We start from the raw sequence: 15861 nt of genomic DNA, 5'->3' as shown, positions 1-15861 counted from the left end.
TCAGGTATCGCGGGTCTATGCCGATGGCGGCGTGTATCTCCTGCCAGCGGTAACGCGCGGCGGCTTTGATGTCTTGGCAAGTCGGTTTCATTTTTCCGCCTCCTCCGATACAGGCTCTAACACGACACCAGCCATCGGGTCGGTCTCCCATATCGCGGGCGTTTGCGGCTGCGTCTCAACAGGGGGCGGAATATCCGCCGCGTGGTTTTCGGGGGCGTGGTGCGTCATGCCTGCAAAGGCAAAACCGAAAATCAGGAAAACCGCCGCCCCTGCATATGGCGTTCTGCGCGGTCTGTTGTCTTGTCTCATGGCTTTTTCTCCTGTGCCAATGTTTGGAATAAGCCTAAACCTGAAACATCAAATATAGATAAATCAATGTGTTATCTAAAACATAGGTTTGAGTCTGCCCCTACCGCCTAAAAATAGGCGGCATGGCGGTTTAGGTTTTGATGGGTTTTAAAGGGTCAGACAGCGGGGACTACTTGATAGCTTGCCCATGCTTTGAAGTCGTCGCCCGCAATGGCGGCGATAAAGGACAGACAGGCGGAAACGGCGGCGGCGCGTGTGGGGTAAATCCCCAGACGGCGGGCGGTGCATGAATATGCGTCAGCGTCGTAATGGTAGGCGGTAGGCTCGTGAACGATGGCGCAAAAGCTTTGCGCTTGTGTGTGAACGGCTTGAATGTCTTGAGTTTGGTTTGATGGTGCTGCTTGAGAAAAATTGCTTTGCATTTGGAATGCTCCTAACTGTTTGAGATTTGAGAATGCCCGAAAAGGGGGCGGTGCTCTCTCCTGCAGTTAGTCAGGCGTGGGCGTTGCCGCTACCACACACCGCCATAACTTGATATGCCGTCTGAAGCCTTGAACAGACTGCAAACAGCATAGGGGGAAATGGCGATAAAAAATCAGCGTTTACCCTGCTGATTTTGGGCTATACGATTTTAGAGAGAAACCGCAATCTAATTTCTCAATCCCGATTTGTAAATACTTTTCAGACGGCATTTTTGCAAGCCGCTGATTCCATTGCCTATTAAATCGCGTTATACCGCGTTGCCGTGCTGTGATTGCCTGCCCTCCGACACCAGCAAAGAAAACCGCCCGCGCTTCACGGTTTCGCCGAATTGGTTTGTTACTTCTTCCATCACGGTAACAATGTTATGCCCCTCTTGGCGTAGCTCCAAAATGCGCGTGTTGTAGCCAAGTATGCCCATTTGGGTAAGCTCCCATGATGTAACGCTTCCTTTTTTCAATCGGGCTAAAATGCGCTGTCTTTGGTTTGGTGTTTTGGGCTTGTCGTTGGTACAATCATGCTTCATCGTTGGTTTCCCCTTTCCGCCGCCTGAATGTCCGTTTTGGCGGCTTTGTTTTGCCCGATAAATTAATCTGTCTGCTTATCTATCGCGCGCGCGCGTATTGCTCCTAAAACTCTGTTTTACTTCCTATTGGCTTGCCTGTTCTGCCAGCCATTTCTTCACTTCTCCTGCTACATAAAAGCGGCTGCGCGTGCCGGTAATTTGGCGTGATTGCGGGAATTGTCCTGCTGCCTCCAGTCGTCTGATTTGGCTGCTGCTCAAGCGTGTAATATAGCCTCCAAGCCATTTTATTAACCTCATGCCTTTTGTTCTGTTTTCAATTCATCAAGATAATCCGCCCATACCTGCACCATATCGGCGCGTTGTTCTAAATATTTCGCATGGTTGTAGGCTGCCCTTGTCGTGTTGGGGTCTTTGTGGGCTAGTTGCTGCTCTACCCAATCGGCGTTATAGCCCATCTCATTCAATATCGTGCTAGCTGTATGCCTAAAGCCGTGCTGTGTGGTTTCTTCCAAGAATCCTAAACGGTCTAATGCTTTCCGTATTGCCCCCTCGCTCAAGGGCTGTTTTTTGCTGGTGTTGTAAAACACATATTCATAATGCCCCGTTACGGGTTTCAAGCCGTCCAGTATTGCTAAGGCTTGGCGGCTCAAGGGGACAATATGGTCTATCTTGTTTTTCATGTTTACGCCGTCTTTATAGTATTGCTGCGCCTCCCAATCAATTTCACACCAGCGCAATAAACGCAATTCGGCGGGGCGGGCAAACACATAAGGGGAAAGCTGCAATAGGGCGCGTGTTTGCGGAAAACCTGTGTAACCGTCAAAAGCCCGTAACACTTCGCCTAGCTTTTGCGGGTCTCTAATGAAGCGGTAATGTTTCTGCTCCACTTTTGCCAATTCCCCCCGCAATTCGGCGGCGGGATTGAACAGGCTCAAGCGAAGTTTTACGGCATATTTGAAAACTTGATTTACAACGTCATAAATTTTTTGCGCCGTGTCATATTTCCCCGCCGATTCCAGCCTCTGCAACAGTTCTAAAACCTCAAGCGGCATGATTTCGTCTATTTTGCGTGTTGCAAGGTCAGGGAAAATATGAAGCTCAAGACTGCGTATAACCCTCTGTGCATGGTCTGGCTTCCATTTATTCGGCTTTGCCACTTGGTCGCTGTGCCATTTACGCGCAATAGCCTCAAATGTGTTTTTTAGCTGCTCTGCCTGCCTCTGTGCTTCGTCTTGCTGGTGTAGCTTAGGGTCTATCCCTTTTGCTATCAGCCCGCGCAATTCTTCGCGTTTTTCTCTTGCTTCTTTCAAGCTAACGGCTGGATAAACGCCAAGCCGCATCTCATCGCGCTTGTTGTCGCTTGGTCGGTAATAACGGAAACGCCAATATTTGCCGTTATCTCTTGCTTGCAGATATAAGCCGCCGCCGTCTGACAACTGGTTAGGCGGCTCTAGTTTTTTGCATTGGCTGTCTGTTAGGGGAAGGGTTGGTTTTGGCATTTTTAAGTCCGTTTTGGGGTAACTTGTTTGGAAAGCTGCAAGCCTTATAAATAAAGGCTTTCATTCAAGTTTTGGGTAACTTTTTTAAAAAATTGGTCATGCCTTTTGCATTTTTAAGGCATTTTTTTAGGGTAATTCCTGAAAAGTTACCCAAAAAGTCATCCCATAAATGATGAAGATTCAGGCGTACCCCGGCATATCCAAGACAATAAAAAAAGCCTTGAAACTGTTGAATTTCAAGGCTTTATGCGTATTTCAGGATACTGCTGAAAATAGGGTATGGTGGAGGCGGGGGGAATCGAACCCCCGTCCGAAAGTCCTCTACAAAGCGTTCTACATACTTAGTCGTATCTATTTGGAATCTTATCCCCGTCATGCCGACCGACAGGCCTTTAGGGAACCAGTTACCTTAAGTCTCATTTCCTGCCAAGTAACCCGGCTGGAAACCAGTCAATGTAAGATGACGTTGCGGTGGCTTTCGCCACACAGCCCATTGACCGACTGCTGCAACGGCTAGCCTTAAGCGGCTAAAGCGTAAGTTTCGTCGTTTGCGACTATTTGAATTCAGTGTTTTACGGGAATCTGAGACCCCGGTATGCCCGCATCTGCTTCGCAACCCCCGTCGAAACCAAGGTCGCCCCCAGAAATGGTTTGCAAATTATACGGATATTGTGTGGTGCTGCCAAGTCTGTCGGAGAAATTTGTCAGTCTTGCTGCCTTAATTTGCGTTTGAGCAGGATGCGGACGCAGCCGTCGTTGCCTTCCCGGGGTTCGACGTAGGCGAGTACGTCGGGGTGTTGCATCAGCCAGTTTCGGGTCATGTTTTTCAGAACGGGTTTGTAGCCTTTGGAACCTAATCCGCTGCCGTGGATGATTTCGCCGCATACGCCGCGTTTTTGGGTGAATGCGATGAATTCGTTGAGGACTTTTTGGGCTTCTTCTTGGGTGTAGCCGTGCAGGTCGACATCGGTAACGACGGGATAGTATCCGTTTTTCAGGCGTTGGATGTCGTTTTTTCCCTGTCCGTTTTTGCTGAAGCTGGCGGGCGGGTCGTTATATGTGCTGCCGATGTAGAAGTAGTTTTCTTCGTCGGCGCGGTTGTCTTTGGGACGGACTTTGATGGGGGTTTTGTCGGACGGTGAATAATATTGTTGCCGGTTTTTTAACGGGGAGACTTGTCCGACTGCTTGTGAAAAATCGAAATCATGTTCTTGTTTTTGCTTATTTTTTTCGCTCTCCTGTTTTTCTGCCGCTTCTTTTTTGGCCTGTTTGCCCAGTTGTTTGAGGATGTTTTGGAAGTCGGTATTCATATTTTTTCCTGTTATTTGTCCGATGGCTGTTTCGGGCGGGGTTTTAATTTGCCGGAATGTTTGCCAAGCGGGAGCGGATGATTTTGTTGCCGTGAAAGTGTGATTGTATATCAAAAAGAAATGCGGCAACTGTCGGCAGTGTTGATTGCCGGAAATGCGGGCCGGTCGAACCGACATGCCCGAACGCCTGATAAAGTTTTAAAAACCTGCCTTGCGAAGCAGGTTAATGGTTTTGCCAATCTTGAATTGCCGGAAACGCGAAACACGGAAATCTGATGTTTTATAGTGGATTAAATTTAAATCAGGACAAGACGACGAAGCCGCAGACAGTACAAATAGTACGGCAAGGCGAGGCAACGCCGTACTGGTTTAAATTTAATCCACTATATAAATGTTCCGATACGAACCGCAAAATATTGGTTTTGTTTCTGACAGGCAAAAGCACTGTTTATTTGGCTGTCAAAAGGGATGGTTAAGGAAAGTTATACGCCCCTTTGATGAAGCGCGCCCCAGATAAGGATGGTTGCGCCGACGGCTTCAGACGGCATTTTGGCGGCGGTGTTGGGTTTTGTATCCGGTTTGCCGTTGTGTATTGTGATGATGATTTTGGGCGCGGTTTTTCTGTTTTGATGTGTGAAATGCCGTCTGAAAGGCGGTTCAGACGGCATAGTGGTCATTTTTGTGCGGTCAGGCGGTCGAATACGCCGCCGTCGGCGAAGTAGGTTTTCATGATGTTGTCCCAGCCGCCGAATTTTTCTTCGGGAGAGAAGGTGTCTAAGTCGGGGAAGTCGGCTTTGTGCCGCGCCAATACTTCGGGGTTGCGGGGGCGCAGGTAGAGTGAGGCGGCGAGTTCTTGCGCCGGTTCGCTCCAAAGGTATTCGAGATAGGCGCGGGCGGCTTTTTGCGTGCCTTTTTTCTCGACGACGCTGTTGACGACGGCGACGGGGCTTTCGGCGGAAATGGTGTAGCTCGGATAGACGATTTCAAACTGTCCTTGGGTCAGTTTTTTGCTGACGTAGTTGGCTTCGTTTTCAAAAGTGATGAGTACGTCGCCGATGTTGCGTTGTGTAAAAGTGGTGGTGGCAGCTCGTCCCCCGTTTTCAAAAACAGGGGTGTTTTTGAGGATGGATGCGACGAGTTTTTGGGCTTCCTGTTCGTTGCCGTTGGTGGCTTTCAGACCGTAACCGTATGCGCCGAGAAAGGCGTAGCGTCCGTTGCCTGTGGTTTTGGGATTGGCAATGATGATGTTAACGCCGTCTTTGGCAAGGTCGTTCCAATCGCGGATCTGTTTGGGGTTGTTTTTTCGGACAAGGAAAACCATAGTGCTGGTGTAGGGCGCGGCGTGGTCGGGGAGGGCTTGTTGCCAGCCTTTCTCTACCAGTCCTTTTTTTTCGAGCAGGTCGATGTCGGAGGATTGGTTCATGGTAACGACATCGGCTTGAAGTCCGTTGGCTACGGATAATGCCTGTTTGCTGGAGCCGCCGTGGGATTGTTGGATGCTGACGGATGTGCCGGGGTGTTCGGATTGGTATGCTTTGATAAATAAGGGGTTGTATTCTTTATAGAAATCCCGTGCTACATCGTATGAGGCATTGAGCAGGGTAATGTTTTTTCCGTCGGATTCGGTATTGGCCGGGGCATTTTGTCCGGACGGATGGTTTGAATCGGCTGCGGGGCTGCAGGCGGTGAGCAGGGCTGCGGTATAGAGTGCCGGTGCGTAGGTTTTCATATGCTTGTCCTGTCGGTTGGTAGATGGGGCAACTTTATACGGCTGTCTGCGCTTGTGGAAATAATGTTTGATTTGAAGATTATCAGTTTTGGTTATAAGGACGGGTCAGAGGTGTTTGCGCATCAGTTCGCATTTGATTTTGATGCTGGGGTCAAGCTGCAATACTGCTGAACCGAGCGATTCGTAGCGGTTGAGAAGGTAAAACGGGACGGAGTTGAATGATGCGTAGAGTTTCAGAAAGCTCAAACCGGATTTGTGGGAGATGGTTTCTGCCTGACGGAGCAGGGCAGTGCCCAGCCCGAGGTTGTGGAACAGGGGGTGGACGTAAAGCGCATCGAGTTGTGCTTCTTGGCAGTCGATTTGGAAAAATCCCTGTATGTTGCCTTTGTATTCGGCAACCCAAAGTGCTTTGTCGGGATCTGAAATGGTCGGTAGGTAGCTTTCTGTGTTTAACAAGCCTTCCCATACTTTTAGGGCGTGTTCGTTGTAGCTGAGGATGCAGGTGTATTGGACGGAGTGCAGGTGGACTTTGAAGATGTCTTTGCAGTCTTGCACGGTGGCGGGGCGTAACAGTGTCAGCAGGCTCATGGCGGTATGTCGGCGGCTTCAGACGGCATTTGTGCCGTTGGTCGGATTATAGGGACTGATGCAGTTTTTTTGCTTCTTGAAATGCGGTGTCCGAATCGGTGGTTAAAACGGTAAAATGCCCCATTTTCCGACCTTTCCGCGCGGCTTTTTTGCCGTAAAGGTGTAAATGTGCATTCGGATGGCTTTGCAGCGGCAGCCATTTGGGTTCGCCGCCGTCTTCCTGCCAAACGTCGCCCAAAATATTCGCCATGCAGCATGAAGAAAGCAACTTGGTATCAGCAGGCGGCAGGTTGCACATAATGCGTACCTGTTGCTGGAACTGGTCTGTTGCGCAGGCATCTATCGTATGGTGGCCGGAATTGTGCGGGCGCGGCGCGATTTCGTTGACGACCAATTCATGCGTGTCGCCGACGACGAACATTTCCACCGCCAACACGCCGACATAATCTAATTCGTCCGCCAAGCGTTGCGCCATCTGCCGCGCCTGTTGCTGCACGTCGGCACTCAACCGCGCGGGGACGATGGAATAAGCCAAGATGCCGTTTTCGTGGATATTTTCGGCGGGGTCGAAGGTTTGCACGTTGTCATTGTTCAGACGGCATACGATAACGGAAATTTCGCCGCGTAAATCCACCATTTTTTCCAAAACGCAATCCACGCCGCCGTGTTCGGCAAACGCGGCTTTGAGTTCGTCCACCGTTTTGACGCGGATTTGACCTTTACCGTCGTAGCCCAGAGTAGCCGTTTTCAGGATGCCGGGCAGGAATTGCGCGCTTGCTTCAGTAATGTCTTCGGTTTTACAAACCACTTGATACGGCGCGGTTTGCAATCCCGCTTTGCGTATCCACGCTTTTTCCTGAATGCGGTTTTGTGCAATGGCCACACAGTCGCCGCTTGGGGAAACGTTGGTGTGCTTTGTCAGAAAGCGCATCGCGTCGGCATTGACGTTTTCAAATTCAGTGGTAACCGCTGCGCATTTTGCCAACTCGTCCAAAGCGGCTTGATCGTCAAACGGCGCACACAAATGGCGGTCGGCAAATTCCGCCGCCGGCGCGTTCGGATCGGGGTCGAGTACGGTTACTTTGTAGCCCATGGTTTTGGCGGCAACGGTAAACATTCTGCCTAATTGTCCGCCGCCGAGGATGCCGAGCATAGCGGGTGGGAGGATGGGGGATTTGTTCATAGCGTTTTAATCTGTCTGTGTTTTGATGTTTGTTTTTGCTTGTCTGAAACTGTCAATCCGTCACTTTGCATAGGCGGGAATCCGAATCTCAATCTTTCAGGAATATTTAGAGATTCCCGTCATTTCAAATTTCCGGATTCCCACCTGCGAGGGAATGACGCGGTAAAGGCGGCTGTTTTAATCAAACGATTGCTGTTTGTTTTTGGGTTTTCACTTTTCTCTACCAATGCCGTCTGAAAACACCAAGCCTACCTATCCAACCCTTCCTGCACCATCTGCGCGGCGTGTATGACGGCACGGGCTTTGTTTTGCGTTTCCTGCCATTCTGATTCAGGATTGGAATCGGCAACTACGCCTGCGCCGCTTTGGACGTATAGCGTGTTGCTTTTCACTACGGCGGTGCGGATGGCGATCGCCAAGTCCATGTCGTTGTTGAAACCCCATACGCCGACGGCGCCGCCGTAGATGCCGCGTTTGCTTGGTTCGACTTCTTCGATGATTTCCATGGCGCGGACTTTTGGTGCGCCGGAGAGTGTGCCGGCAGGGAAGGTGGCGGCGAGGATGTCCATATTGGTCATGCCCTTTTTCAGACGGCCTTCGACGTTGGAGACGATATGCATCACATGGGAGTATTTTTCAATCACCATTTTATCGGTTACTTTGACTTCGCCTGTTTTGCTGATGCGGCCGACGTCATTGCGCCCTAAATCGATAAGCATGACGTGTTCGGCGATTTCTTTGGCGTCACTTAATAAGTCCTGCTCGTTGGCAAGGTCTTCGGCGGGTGTTTTGCCGCGCAGGCGCGTGCCGGCGATGGGGCGGACGATGACGTCGTCGCGTTCGCGGCGGACGAGGATTTCGGGCGAGGAACCGACGATGTGGAAATCGCCGAAATCGTAGTAAAAGAGGTAAGGCGAAGGGTTGAGTGTACGCAGGGCGCGGTAGAGGGCAAGCGGATTGTCGGTAAATTCCATGCTCATGCGCTGGCTGGGGACAACCTGCATACAGTCGCCTGCGAAGATGTAGTCTTTGATTTTATCAACGCAGGCTTTGAACGGCTCTTCGCCGAACTCGCTGACGGCTTCGGTGTGTTTGCTGCCGAGCGAGAGCGGGATGGTGCAGCTTTGGCGCAATTGGGTGCGGATGTCTTCGAGGCGTTCGCGGGCGCGTTCGTAGCCGTCGGGCTGCGAGGGATCGGCATAAACGATGAGGTGGATTTTGCCGCTCAAATTGTCGATAACCGCCAATTCTTGCGACAGCATCAGCAAGATGTCGGGCGTGCCGAGCGGGTCGGCTTTGGCGGTGTTTTTCAGGCGATGGGCGAAGTGTTCGAAATTGTAGATGGTTTCGTAACCGAAGTAGCCGACCAATCCGCCGGTAAAGCGCGGCAGGCTTGGGATTTCGGGTGTTTTGAAACGGTTGTGGAAGGCTTCGATAAAGGGCAGCGGATTGCCGTCGTGTTGCTCGACAATTTCGCCGTTTTGGTAAACATCGACGTGTTTGCCGCTGGCTTTGAGATAGTGGCTGCAAGGCAGGCCGATAAAGGAATAGCGGCCGAAACGTTCGCCACCGACAACGGATTCGAGCAGGTAGGTATAGGGACGGTTGGCGAGTTTGAGATAGAGGGAAAGCGGCGTATCCAAGTCGGCAAGGAGTTCTTGCACGAGCGGGATGCGGTTGTAGCCTTGGGCGGCTTGGGCTTGGTATTCTTGTTTGCTGATCATTTCTGCTTTCCCAAAAGGCGGTTTCGGACGGCGCGGTAACGGGCGCGAGTATAGCATTTTATCGGAATTGTTGACAGTCTGACCGAGAGGCCGTCTGAAGGGTGCGGCTTGCGGCGCGGCGTGCTTTTGAATGCCCGTCAGGTACGCGGAGCGGGCATTTTGCAGGCGGCGGCTTCAGGCTTCGGGCGCGTTTTCCCGCCGGCAGGGCTTCAGACGGCATTGCCGTTCTGTTTGGTTTCCAGCAGCTCCCAGCGTTCCAATTTTTCCAAGAGCAGTGTTTCGATTTCTTCGGCGCGGTTTTGCAATGCACCTGCTTTTTCGTAATCTTTGAAAATTTCAGGATCGGAAAGTTGGGTATTGATTTCAGCCTGCTCGGTTTCCAAAGCGGCGATTTCATCGGGCAGGGCGTCGAGTTCGCGTTGTTCTTTGTAGGACAGTTTGACCGTGCGGTTGGCTTTGGGTTTTTCTTTGGCGGGTTCGGCATCGGATGCTTTGGGTGCGGATGCCGTCTGAATTTTATCTTCCCGCGATTTTGCGTCGATATAGTCCTGATAGCCGCCGATGTATTCTTTCAGACGGCCTTGTCCTTCGAAAACAATGCTTTGGGTGATGACATTGTCGAGGAACATACGGTCGTGCGAGACGAGGAATACCGTGCCTTGGTAATCGCGCAGCAAATCTTCGAGCAACTCTTGGGTGTCGATGTCCAAGTCGTTGGTCGGTTCGTCCAAGACCAAAATATTAGCAGGACGGGTAAAGAGTTTTGCCAGTAAAAGGCGGTTGCGTTCACCGCCGGAGAGCGATGAAACAGGACTTTGTGCGCGGGCTGGATGGAACAGGAAATCTTCCAAATAGCTCATGACGTGTTTTTTCTTGCCGCCGACTTCGACGTAATCGTTGCCCTGTCCGAGCGTGTAAAACACAGTGTCGTTTTCATTCAACGCGCTACGGAATTGGTCGAAATAAGCAACTTCCTGTTTACTGCCGATGCGGATTCTGCCGTAGGTCGGTTGCAATTCGCCCAAAATCAGCTTAAGGAAGGTGGTTTTGCCGATGCCGTTGGGGCCGATTAGGCCGATTTTGTCGCCGCGCTGCAAAATGGCGGAAAATTTGTCCATGATAACTTTGTCGCCATAGGCAAACGAGGCGTGTTCCAATTCGGCGATGATTTTGCCGCTTTTTTCGCCGCTGTCGAGCTTGAAGTTGACCTGCCCCTGCACGTTGCGGCGTTCGGCGCGTTGGCGGCGCAGTTCTTCCAAACGGCGCACGCGTCCTTCGTTACGGGTACGGCGCGCTTCGATGCCTTTGCGTATCCATGCTTCTTCTTGAGCATGAAATTTGTCAAATAAGCGGTTGTGTTCCGCTTCAACCGCCAATTCCTGCGCTTTTTTCTCGCTGTATTTGGAGAACGAGCCGGGATAGGAGCGCAGAATGCCTCGGTCAAGTTCGACGATTCGCGTGGCAATATTGTCCAAAAAACGACGGTCGTGGGTAATCACGACCAAGCTGCCTTCAAACGCTTTGAGCAGATTTTCCAGCCAGATAATTGCGTCGATGTCCAAATGGTTGGTCGGTTCGTCCAGCAGCAATACGTCAGGCTTTTGCACCCAAGCCTGCGCCAAAGCGACACGCTTTTTCTGCCCGCCGGAAAGGTTGCCGATTTTTTCATTTTCTGGCAAACCAAGTTCACCCAAAGTCTGCTTAACTGCCGCATCCAGTTTCCAGCCGTCCTTCGCTTCGATTTCGAGTTGTAATTCGTTGAGTTCTTGCAACAAAATTTCACTCGAACCGTTTTCCAACTCATGGCCGACGCGGTGGTAACGGCGCAATAAATCGCGAATTTCGCCCAATCCTTCGGCAACGGTATCAAATACGGTTGCATCCTTATCAAAAAAGGACTCCTGCGGTACATAAACGATTTTGAGGTTATTTTGAACGATAATCTGTCCATCGTCGAGCTTTTGCACGCCGGCGAGGATTTTCAGAAACGAAGATTTACCCGCGCCGTTGCGGCCGATTAAGCCGATTTTCTCGCCGCTGTCGAGTTGGAAGGAAGTTTTGTCGAGCAGGGCGACATGGCCGACGGCAAAGGAAGCGTTTTCTACGGATAATATATTCATGATACAAATTCTCAACAGTTACCGTTTGGATTTTACCGCAAGTTTGGCGCGGGCAATTTCGATGATGCCGGGCAGGACGGAAACAATAATGATACCGCCCATCACCAAGCCCAGATTGTTTTTTACGACGGGGAAGTTGGCAAAGAAATAGCCTGCATAAGAAAACAGGATAACCCACAAGAAGCCGCCGATGATGTTGTAGCGGATAAATTTGGCATAGTGCATTTTCCCCATACCGGCGACAAAGGGGGCGAAGGTGCGGACGATGGGTACAAAACGGGCAATGATGATGGTTTTCCCGCCGTGTTTTTCGTAAAAACGGTGGGTTTTATCGAGATATTCGCGTCGGAAGATTTTAGAATCGGGATTGGCGAACAGCCTGCCGCCGAAATACTTACCGACGGTAAAATTGAGAGCATCACCGAGTATGGCGGCAACAAATAGCAGCATAACCATCAGATGAATATCCATACCACCTAGTGCGGCAATCCCGCCGGCGGCAAACAGCAGTGAATCGCCGGGCAGGAAGGGTGTAACAATCAGGCCGGTTTCGCAGAACACAATAGTAAATAAAACGGCGTAAATCCAAATGCCGTATTGCGCCGACAGCGCAAGAAGGTGTCGGTCGATATGGAGGATGAAGTCGATGGCAGATGCAACCACGGTGCATTTCCTAAAAAAATAGACCGTGTATTTTAACCGATTGGAAAAATGCCGTCTGAAAAGTTTCAGACGGCATCGGTTTTATTTTTTCTTTGCAAGGCAAAAGGCGGTCAGTCCCGCGCAGCGGTTGCTTTTTTGTATGCGGATTTCGAGGCGGCATATTGAAGCCAGTATGCGGTTGATGACGGGATGATGCCGCATCAGTTGGGATTTGGGATTTTGTCCGGATCTCAACCGTCCGAGCAGGCGGACGGTTGCGGCAAGGGGGAATACTGCGCCAAAATAATAGTTCCCCCCGAGGACGGACAGCCCGGTGCTGCGGATTAAGTTCTCGAGCTGTGTCAGGCGGTAGCGGCGGTAATGCCCCAAAAATTCGTCGTGCCCGCTCCACAGGGACTGGAAGGCGGGTACGGAAATGAGGAATTCCGTGCCGGAAGGGACTTTTGCGATATACTCCTCTAGCATTGCCTTGTCGTCTTCGACGTGTTCCAAAACATCCATCATCAGCACCAGGTCGGCATCGCTCATGCCGATGGTGCGGCGGAAATGAATCGGTTTGCCGCAATATGACCCATCTTTTTCACCCGTGTAGGCGGTGTCGATGCACAATGCTTCGCTTATATCGGAATTTTCCAGCAGGAAGTGTGAAAAAAAGGCGGAGCCTGCGCCGACATCCAGCACTTTGCGGAAGGTTCTGCCTTTTAAAAGATTGGCAACGGCAAGTGCTTTGGATGCGTAATACCAATGGCTGTTGATGCTGTCGCCCAAAATACCGCTTTCTTTTACATCCATTTTATTATCCTTTCTTTCGTTTTTTTAAAATATATCGGGGACGCTGTTTGGTTTCGATATAGATACGCCCGATATATTCGCCGAGTATGCCGATACCGATGAGCTGGATTCCGCCGAGAAACAGGATGCAGGCCAAAAGCGACGGGTAACCGGGAATATCTTTTCCATAGGCGAGCGTTCGGAGAATAATCAATGAGCCGTATAAAAATGCGGTAAATGCAAACAAAAAGCCGATATACGTCCATATCTTCAGCGGGACGGTCGAAAATCCGGTAATGCCGTCCCAAGCGAGATTCCAAAGTTTCAAGGCATTGAATTTGGTATGGCCGATGATGCGTTTCGGACGGGTGTATTCGATAACTTCCCCTCTGTCCGGCCAGGAAAGTAATCCTTTCATAAAGAGGTTTCGTTCGGGCATTTTGATAACGGTGTCGATGATGTCGCGTGAAATTAGTCGGAAATCGCCGACATTTTCTTCAATTCTGACGGGGCTGATTTTATTGTAAAGTTTATAGAAGAAGGACGCGCTCCATCTTTTGAGCGGATGGTCTTGCGTCCGCCCGATGCGTTTTGCCAATACGGTTTTTGCGCCGGCACGCCATTTTTCGAGCATAAGCGGAATCAGCTCTATGGGATCTTGAAGGTCGACGTCAATCGGAATGGCGGCATTGCCAGATGCATGTTCCAAACCGGCGAAAAGGGCGTTTTCCTTGCCAAAATTGCGTGTAAAGTGCAGCGGTTTGACCAAGGGGTCTGCAAGGGCGAGGTTTTCCAAAACGGTTTCCGTATTGTCCGTGCTCCCGTCGTTGCAGAAGACGATTTCGACTTCGTATTTTTGAAGCCCCCTGCTTTCCCTGACGGCACGGTAGAAAATCGGAATGGCGGCTTCTTCATTCCACACCGGGACGATAAGCGATATTTTCATGGTTTTCCTTTTGTTTGGGCAAAAACAAGGTAACTCGAGCACAGGTAGCATATATCAGACTGATGGCGGAAAATCCGACGGCAGCGACCTGCGGCGGCATAGCAAGGGCATCCGATGCCAAACCGCTTGCCGATGCCGCAAAACCCATCAGCAGTACGAAACAGGCATAGTGTTTGAAGGAAGCTTTTGTACCGAACGTCCATCTTGCATTTGCGGCAAAACCGAATGCTGAGGCTGCGGCAAAGGCTATGAGGTTTGCGGCGGCGGCGGGATATTGCCGGCTTGACAGCGCGGTAAAAACGGCGATATGGATTAGGGTGTTGATGATACCGACCATGCCGTAGCGCGCGAACCGTTTGAGCCGCATATCAATGCCGTCTGAAAAGCGACCATTCCCCTATGGTCTTGATATGGGAAACACGGGAGCAGGAGGGATTGGCTGCAAGCAGTTTTTCCAATGTGTCCGACGTATGGTTGGCGGTCAGGATAAGCAGGTAGTCATAGCGGCGGCAGTCTGTTTTCCGGGTCAGGTTATATTCGGACAAAAACCTGACTTGGCTGTACCCGTCATACATTTCTTTCATTTTCATGCGGACGGGCATAGCGTGCGCCGAGGCAAAGCTGTAATCCGCCCATCCCTGCCTTTCGGCCTGATACCATTGTGCGATATGGAAGAACTCGCCGCCCGAAGTCAGGCTGCCTTCGCTGATGGACAAGGGGTCGTTGACAGTCAGGACTTTTTTGCCGTTTTCCATCATTTGGGAAATCTTTATAAAATCAGCCAACTTATGCGAGCGGTCAAAAAGGACGTTGTTAAGGTAGGCCTTGCCCGTCAGCGCGGCGATGCACAAGGCGAATAACAGGCAGGCTGCTTCCGATATTTTTGCTGCGATCCTGCCCGGCGTTTCCGGTTTCTTTTCCCAAATCAGATAATAAAAAATAGGGACGAACAGGGCGAAGCGTTCGTAAAGGAAGCTGGTTTGAAAGGTAAAATGAGGCATCAGGAAATAAACCGCAAGACAGGCAAGCAGCGGGACGTACCGGCTTTTTTCCCGAGTGGGGCGGCAGTTTGCCGCTATGGGGGCGGCAAAGAGGAAGAGGCAGGCAATGTCGTAGTAAAACAGGACCGACATATTCCAAGGCAGGTAGGCAATTTCCAGTATTTTGTCCCAAAAGGAATGCTGGATAAAGTTGTCTTCAAATGCCTTATAGGGGACGGGGTTGGGTTTTGCGGTATAACGTGCCAAAAGGGCGGCGAAAAAAAGATAGGCGGCTGTCAGGGAAAAACGCTGTTTCCAAGGGATTTCTTTAATTCTGAAAAGAAAGTATCCGTATGAAAGCAAGCAGAAAAACGAAAAGGTCAGAATATGGGAGAAGTACGACCATATCCCCAATGCGGAAACGGCGGCAAGCATCTTTGCCGAGGGGTTTTCAATCCAACGCTTGTTGGTAATGAAAAACAGTATGCCGACGGGAATGCCCATAATGTAGCCGACAAAGCCCCATTGAAAGGCAAATCCGAAAAAACAGGTCAGCGCGACCCAGTCGGTCATCCTTTCCGCCCCCATTTCCTTTCTCATTTTGACTGCCGTATAAATGAAAAATAAAAATTCGAGGGAGACCAAAGCCTTAGAAGAAGCATTAATGCCCATAAACTGATACAGCGCCAACCATAGGGCATAAACGGTCAGATAAGGCGTATCCCAATTTATTTGCAGCATATCCGCCCACGGACTGCGGTGTTTGAGCAAATCATCCAAGGCGGTAACCTGCGCGGCGTGCTGCGGCAGGTCGTTCATCGGCAGGTATTTCGGATAAAACAGGAAACATACCGTTGCAAGGGCGGTAAGGAAAAACAGCCTGTTTTGTATTTTGTCGGATAAAGGTAGTGCGATGTTCATCAAAATTTTCTTGGTTGTTTCATTCCTACCCGTCAGGATATTAGTATGTTTGAAAGGTAAGCCTTTCTAAATTGGGACGCACATATAGGATCGAACCGTATGTGTGTCCCGT

Annotated in this window: 18 protein-coding genes, 1 other RNA gene and 1 pseudogene; 1 reads left to right on the top strand and 19 read right to left on the bottom strand. The window is 50.5% G+C overall.

All coding sequences use genetic code 11. The features are described from left to right. Positions 1–87 precede the first annotated feature (87 nt). The 7 genes from RDY34_RS05500 to RDY34_RS05470 form a co-directional block, all read right to left on the bottom strand. Positions 88–309: a hypothetical protein gene (locus RDY34_RS05500; RefSeq protein WP_304671118.1), complete on the bottom strand. Its 222-nt coding sequence runs from the start codon at positions 307–309 to the stop codon at positions 88–90. 155 nt (positions 310–464) lie between these two features. Continuing rightward, positions 465–731: a hypothetical protein gene (locus RDY34_RS05495; RefSeq protein WP_003753030.1), complete on the bottom strand. Its 267-nt coding sequence runs from the start codon at positions 729–731 to the stop codon at positions 465–467. A gap of 308 nt (positions 732–1039) precedes the next feature. Next, complete coding sequence (locus RDY34_RS05490) at positions 1040–1315, bottom strand: helix-turn-helix domain-containing protein (protein WP_003753028.1); 276 nt, start codon at positions 1313–1315, stop codon at positions 1040–1042. A gap of 123 nt (positions 1316–1438) precedes the next feature. Then, on the bottom strand, positions 1439–1612 hold the full coding sequence (locus tag RDY34_RS05485; protein WP_115437625.1) for a helix-turn-helix transcriptional regulator: 174 nt from the start codon (positions 1610–1612) through the stop codon (positions 1439–1441). Next, positions 1609–2814: a tyrosine-type recombinase/integrase gene (locus tag RDY34_RS05480; protein WP_308184479.1), complete on the bottom strand. Its 1206-nt coding sequence runs from the start codon at positions 2812–2814 to the stop codon at positions 1609–1611. The genes RDY34_RS05485 and RDY34_RS05480 overlap by 4 nt, the downstream gene beginning before the upstream one ends. Positions 2815–3094: 280 nt before the next feature. Continuing rightward, positions 3095–3456: a transfer-messenger RNA gene (ssrA, locus tag RDY34_RS05475) on the bottom strand. A gap of 62 nt (positions 3457–3518) precedes the next feature. Then, a complete protein-coding gene (locus tag RDY34_RS05470; RefSeq protein WP_308027421.1) occupies positions 3519–4124 on the bottom strand; it encodes a Smr/MutS family protein in 606 nt (201 codons plus the stop codon). A gap of 281 nt (positions 4125–4405) precedes the next feature. On the opposite strand from RDY34_RS05470, the pseudogene RDY34_RS05465 reads away from it, so the two are divergent. Beyond that, a pseudogene (locus RDY34_RS05465) lies at positions 4406–4513 on the top strand (IS5/IS1182 family transposase); the annotation flags it as partial. Positions 4514–4606: 93 nt separating this feature from the next. On the opposite strand, the gene RDY34_RS05460 reads toward RDY34_RS05465, so the two are convergent. The 12 genes from RDY34_RS05460 to RDY34_RS05405 all read right to left on the bottom strand — a co-directional run bounded on the left by RDY34_RS05460 (position 4607) and on the right by RDY34_RS05405 (position 15749). Further along, positions 4607–4792, bottom strand: a complete 186-nt coding sequence (locus RDY34_RS05460; RefSeq protein WP_301002787.1) for a hypothetical protein — start codon at positions 4790–4792, stop codon at positions 4607–4609. Between the two features lie 5 nt (positions 4793–4797). Continuing rightward, positions 4798–5853, bottom strand: a complete 1056-nt coding sequence (locus tag RDY34_RS05455) for a sulfate ABC transporter substrate-binding protein (protein WP_308027420.1) — start codon at positions 5851–5853, stop codon at positions 4798–4800. Between the two features lie 105 nt (positions 5854–5958). Next, entirely contained in the window at positions 5959–6441 is a 483-nt protein-coding gene (locus RDY34_RS05450) for a GNAT family N-acetyltransferase (RefSeq protein ID WP_308074668.1), read from the bottom strand. Between the two features lie 46 nt (positions 6442–6487). Beyond that, positions 6488–7624 carry a 5-(carboxyamino)imidazole ribonucleotide synthase gene (locus tag RDY34_RS05445; protein WP_003752448.1) on the bottom strand — a complete coding sequence of 379 codons (1137 nt, stop codon included), beginning with the start codon at positions 7622–7624 and terminating at the stop codon, positions 6488–6490. Between the two features lie 248 nt (positions 7625–7872). Then, entirely contained in the window at positions 7873–9348 is a 1476-nt protein-coding gene (gene trpE, locus RDY34_RS05440) for an anthranilate synthase component I (RefSeq protein WP_308073895.1), read from the bottom strand. 58 nt (positions 9349–9406) lie between these two features. Beyond that, on the bottom strand, positions 9407–9568 hold the full coding sequence (locus tag RDY34_RS05435; protein ID WP_155114552.1) for a hypothetical protein: 162 nt from the start codon (positions 9566–9568) through the stop codon (positions 9407–9409). Beyond that, positions 9558–11468, bottom strand: a complete 1911-nt coding sequence (locus tag RDY34_RS05430; RefSeq protein WP_308074667.1) for an ATP-binding cassette domain-containing protein — start codon at positions 11466–11468, stop codon at positions 9558–9560. Before RDY34_RS05430 ends, RDY34_RS05435 begins: the two co-directional genes overlap by 11 nt. A gap of 18 nt (positions 11469–11486) precedes the next feature. Beyond that, on the bottom strand, positions 11487–12131 hold the full coding sequence (locus RDY34_RS05425) for a DedA family protein (protein ID WP_308074666.1): 645 nt from the start codon (positions 12129–12131) through the stop codon (positions 11487–11489). Between the two features lie 81 nt (positions 12132–12212). Further along, the gene (locus tag RDY34_RS05420) at positions 12213–12923 is read right to left on the bottom strand and encodes a class I SAM-dependent methyltransferase (RefSeq protein ID WP_304668472.1); all 711 of its coding nucleotides are present in this window, start codon (positions 12921–12923) and stop codon (positions 12213–12215) included. 4 nt (positions 12924–12927) lie between these two features. Then, positions 12928–13848: a glycosyltransferase family 2 protein gene (locus tag RDY34_RS05415; protein WP_308074665.1), complete on the bottom strand. Its 921-nt coding sequence runs from the start codon at positions 13846–13848 to the stop codon at positions 12928–12930. Next, positions 13814–14215, bottom strand: coding sequence for a GtrA family protein (locus tag RDY34_RS05410; protein WP_308074664.1), 402 nt, complete (start codon positions 14213–14215; stop codon positions 13814–13816). The genes RDY34_RS05415 and RDY34_RS05410 overlap by 35 nt, the downstream gene beginning before the upstream one ends. A 1-nt stretch (position 14216) precedes the next feature. Then, the gene (locus tag RDY34_RS05405) at positions 14217–15749 is read right to left on the bottom strand and encodes a hypothetical protein (protein ID WP_308074663.1); all 1533 of its coding nucleotides are present in this window, start codon (positions 15747–15749) and stop codon (positions 14217–14219) included. Positions 15750–15861 lie beyond the last annotated feature (112 nt).

It is taken from the genome of Neisseria polysaccharea, from assembly GCF_963392925.1.
GTDB lineage: Bacteria > Pseudomonadota > Gammaproteobacteria > Burkholderiales > Neisseriaceae > Neisseria > Neisseria polysaccharea.
The sequence above is the reverse complement of the archived record's forward strand: the minus strand, read 5'-3'. Positions and strand labels throughout refer to the sequence as shown.

What these genes read in the sequence shown, in the direction of transcription:
- RDY34_RS05500 (WP_304671118.1), bottom strand. Translation starts at nt 309, where the DNA reads ATGAGACAAGACAACAGACCGCGCAGAACGCCATATGCAGGGGCGGCG.
- RDY34_RS05495 (WP_003753030.1), bottom strand. Translation starts at nt 731, where the DNA reads ATGCAAAGCAATTTTTCTCAAGCAGCACCATCAAACCAAACTCAAGAC.
- RDY34_RS05490 (WP_003753028.1), bottom strand. Translation starts at nt 1,315, where the DNA reads ATGAAGCATGATTGTACCAACGACAAGCCCAAAACACCAAACCAAAGA.
- RDY34_RS05485 (WP_115437625.1), bottom strand. Translation starts at nt 1,612, where the DNA reads ATGAGGTTAATAAAATGGCTTGGAGGCTATATTACACGCTTGAGCAGC.
- RDY34_RS05480 (WP_308184479.1), bottom strand. Translation starts at nt 2,814, where the DNA reads ATGCCAAAACCAACCCTTCCCCTAACAGACAGCCAATGCAAAAAACTA.
- RDY34_RS05470 (WP_308027421.1), bottom strand. Translation starts at nt 4,124, where the DNA reads ATGAATACCGACTTCCAAAACATCCTCAAACAACTGGGCAAACAGGCC.
- RDY34_RS05460 (WP_301002787.1), bottom strand. Translation starts at nt 4,792, where the DNA reads ATGCCGTCTGAACCGCCTTTCAGACGGCATTTCACACATCAAAACAGA.
- RDY34_RS05455 (WP_308027420.1), bottom strand. Translation starts at nt 5,853, where the DNA reads ATGAAAACCTACGCACCGGCACTCTATACCGCAGCCCTGCTCACCGCC.
- RDY34_RS05450 (WP_308074668.1), bottom strand. Translation starts at nt 6,441, where the DNA reads ATGAGCCTGCTGACACTGTTACGCCCCGCCACCGTGCAAGACTGCAAA.
- RDY34_RS05445 (WP_003752448.1), bottom strand. Translation starts at nt 7,624, where the DNA reads ATGAACAAATCCCCCATCCTCCCACCCGCTATGCTCGGCATCCTCGGC.
- trpE (WP_308073895.1), bottom strand. Translation starts at nt 9,348, where the DNA reads ATGATCAGCAAACAAGAATACCAAGCCCAAGCCGCCCAAGGCTACAAC.
- RDY34_RS05435 (WP_155114552.1), bottom strand. Translation starts at nt 9,568, where the DNA reads ATGCCGTCTGAAGCCCTGCCGGCGGGAAAACGCGCCCGAAGCCTGAAG.
- RDY34_RS05430 (WP_308074667.1), bottom strand. Translation starts at nt 11,468, where the DNA reads ATGAATATATTATCCGTAGAAAACGCTTCCTTTGCCGTCGGCCATGTC.
- RDY34_RS05420 (WP_304668472.1), bottom strand. Translation starts at nt 12,923, where the DNA reads ATGGATGTAAAAGAAAGCGGTATTTTGGGCGACAGCATCAACAGCCAT.
- RDY34_RS05415 (WP_308074665.1), bottom strand. Translation starts at nt 13,848, where the DNA reads ATGAAAATATCGCTTATCGTCCCGGTGTGGAATGAAGAAGCCGCCATT.
- RDY34_RS05410 (WP_308074664.1), bottom strand. Translation starts at nt 14,215, where the DNA reads ATGCGGCTCAAACGGTTCGCGCGCTACGGCATGGTCGGTATCATCAAC.
- RDY34_RS05405 (WP_308074663.1), bottom strand. Translation starts at nt 15,749, where the DNA reads ATGAACATCGCACTACCTTTATCCGACAAAATACAAAACAGGCTGTTT.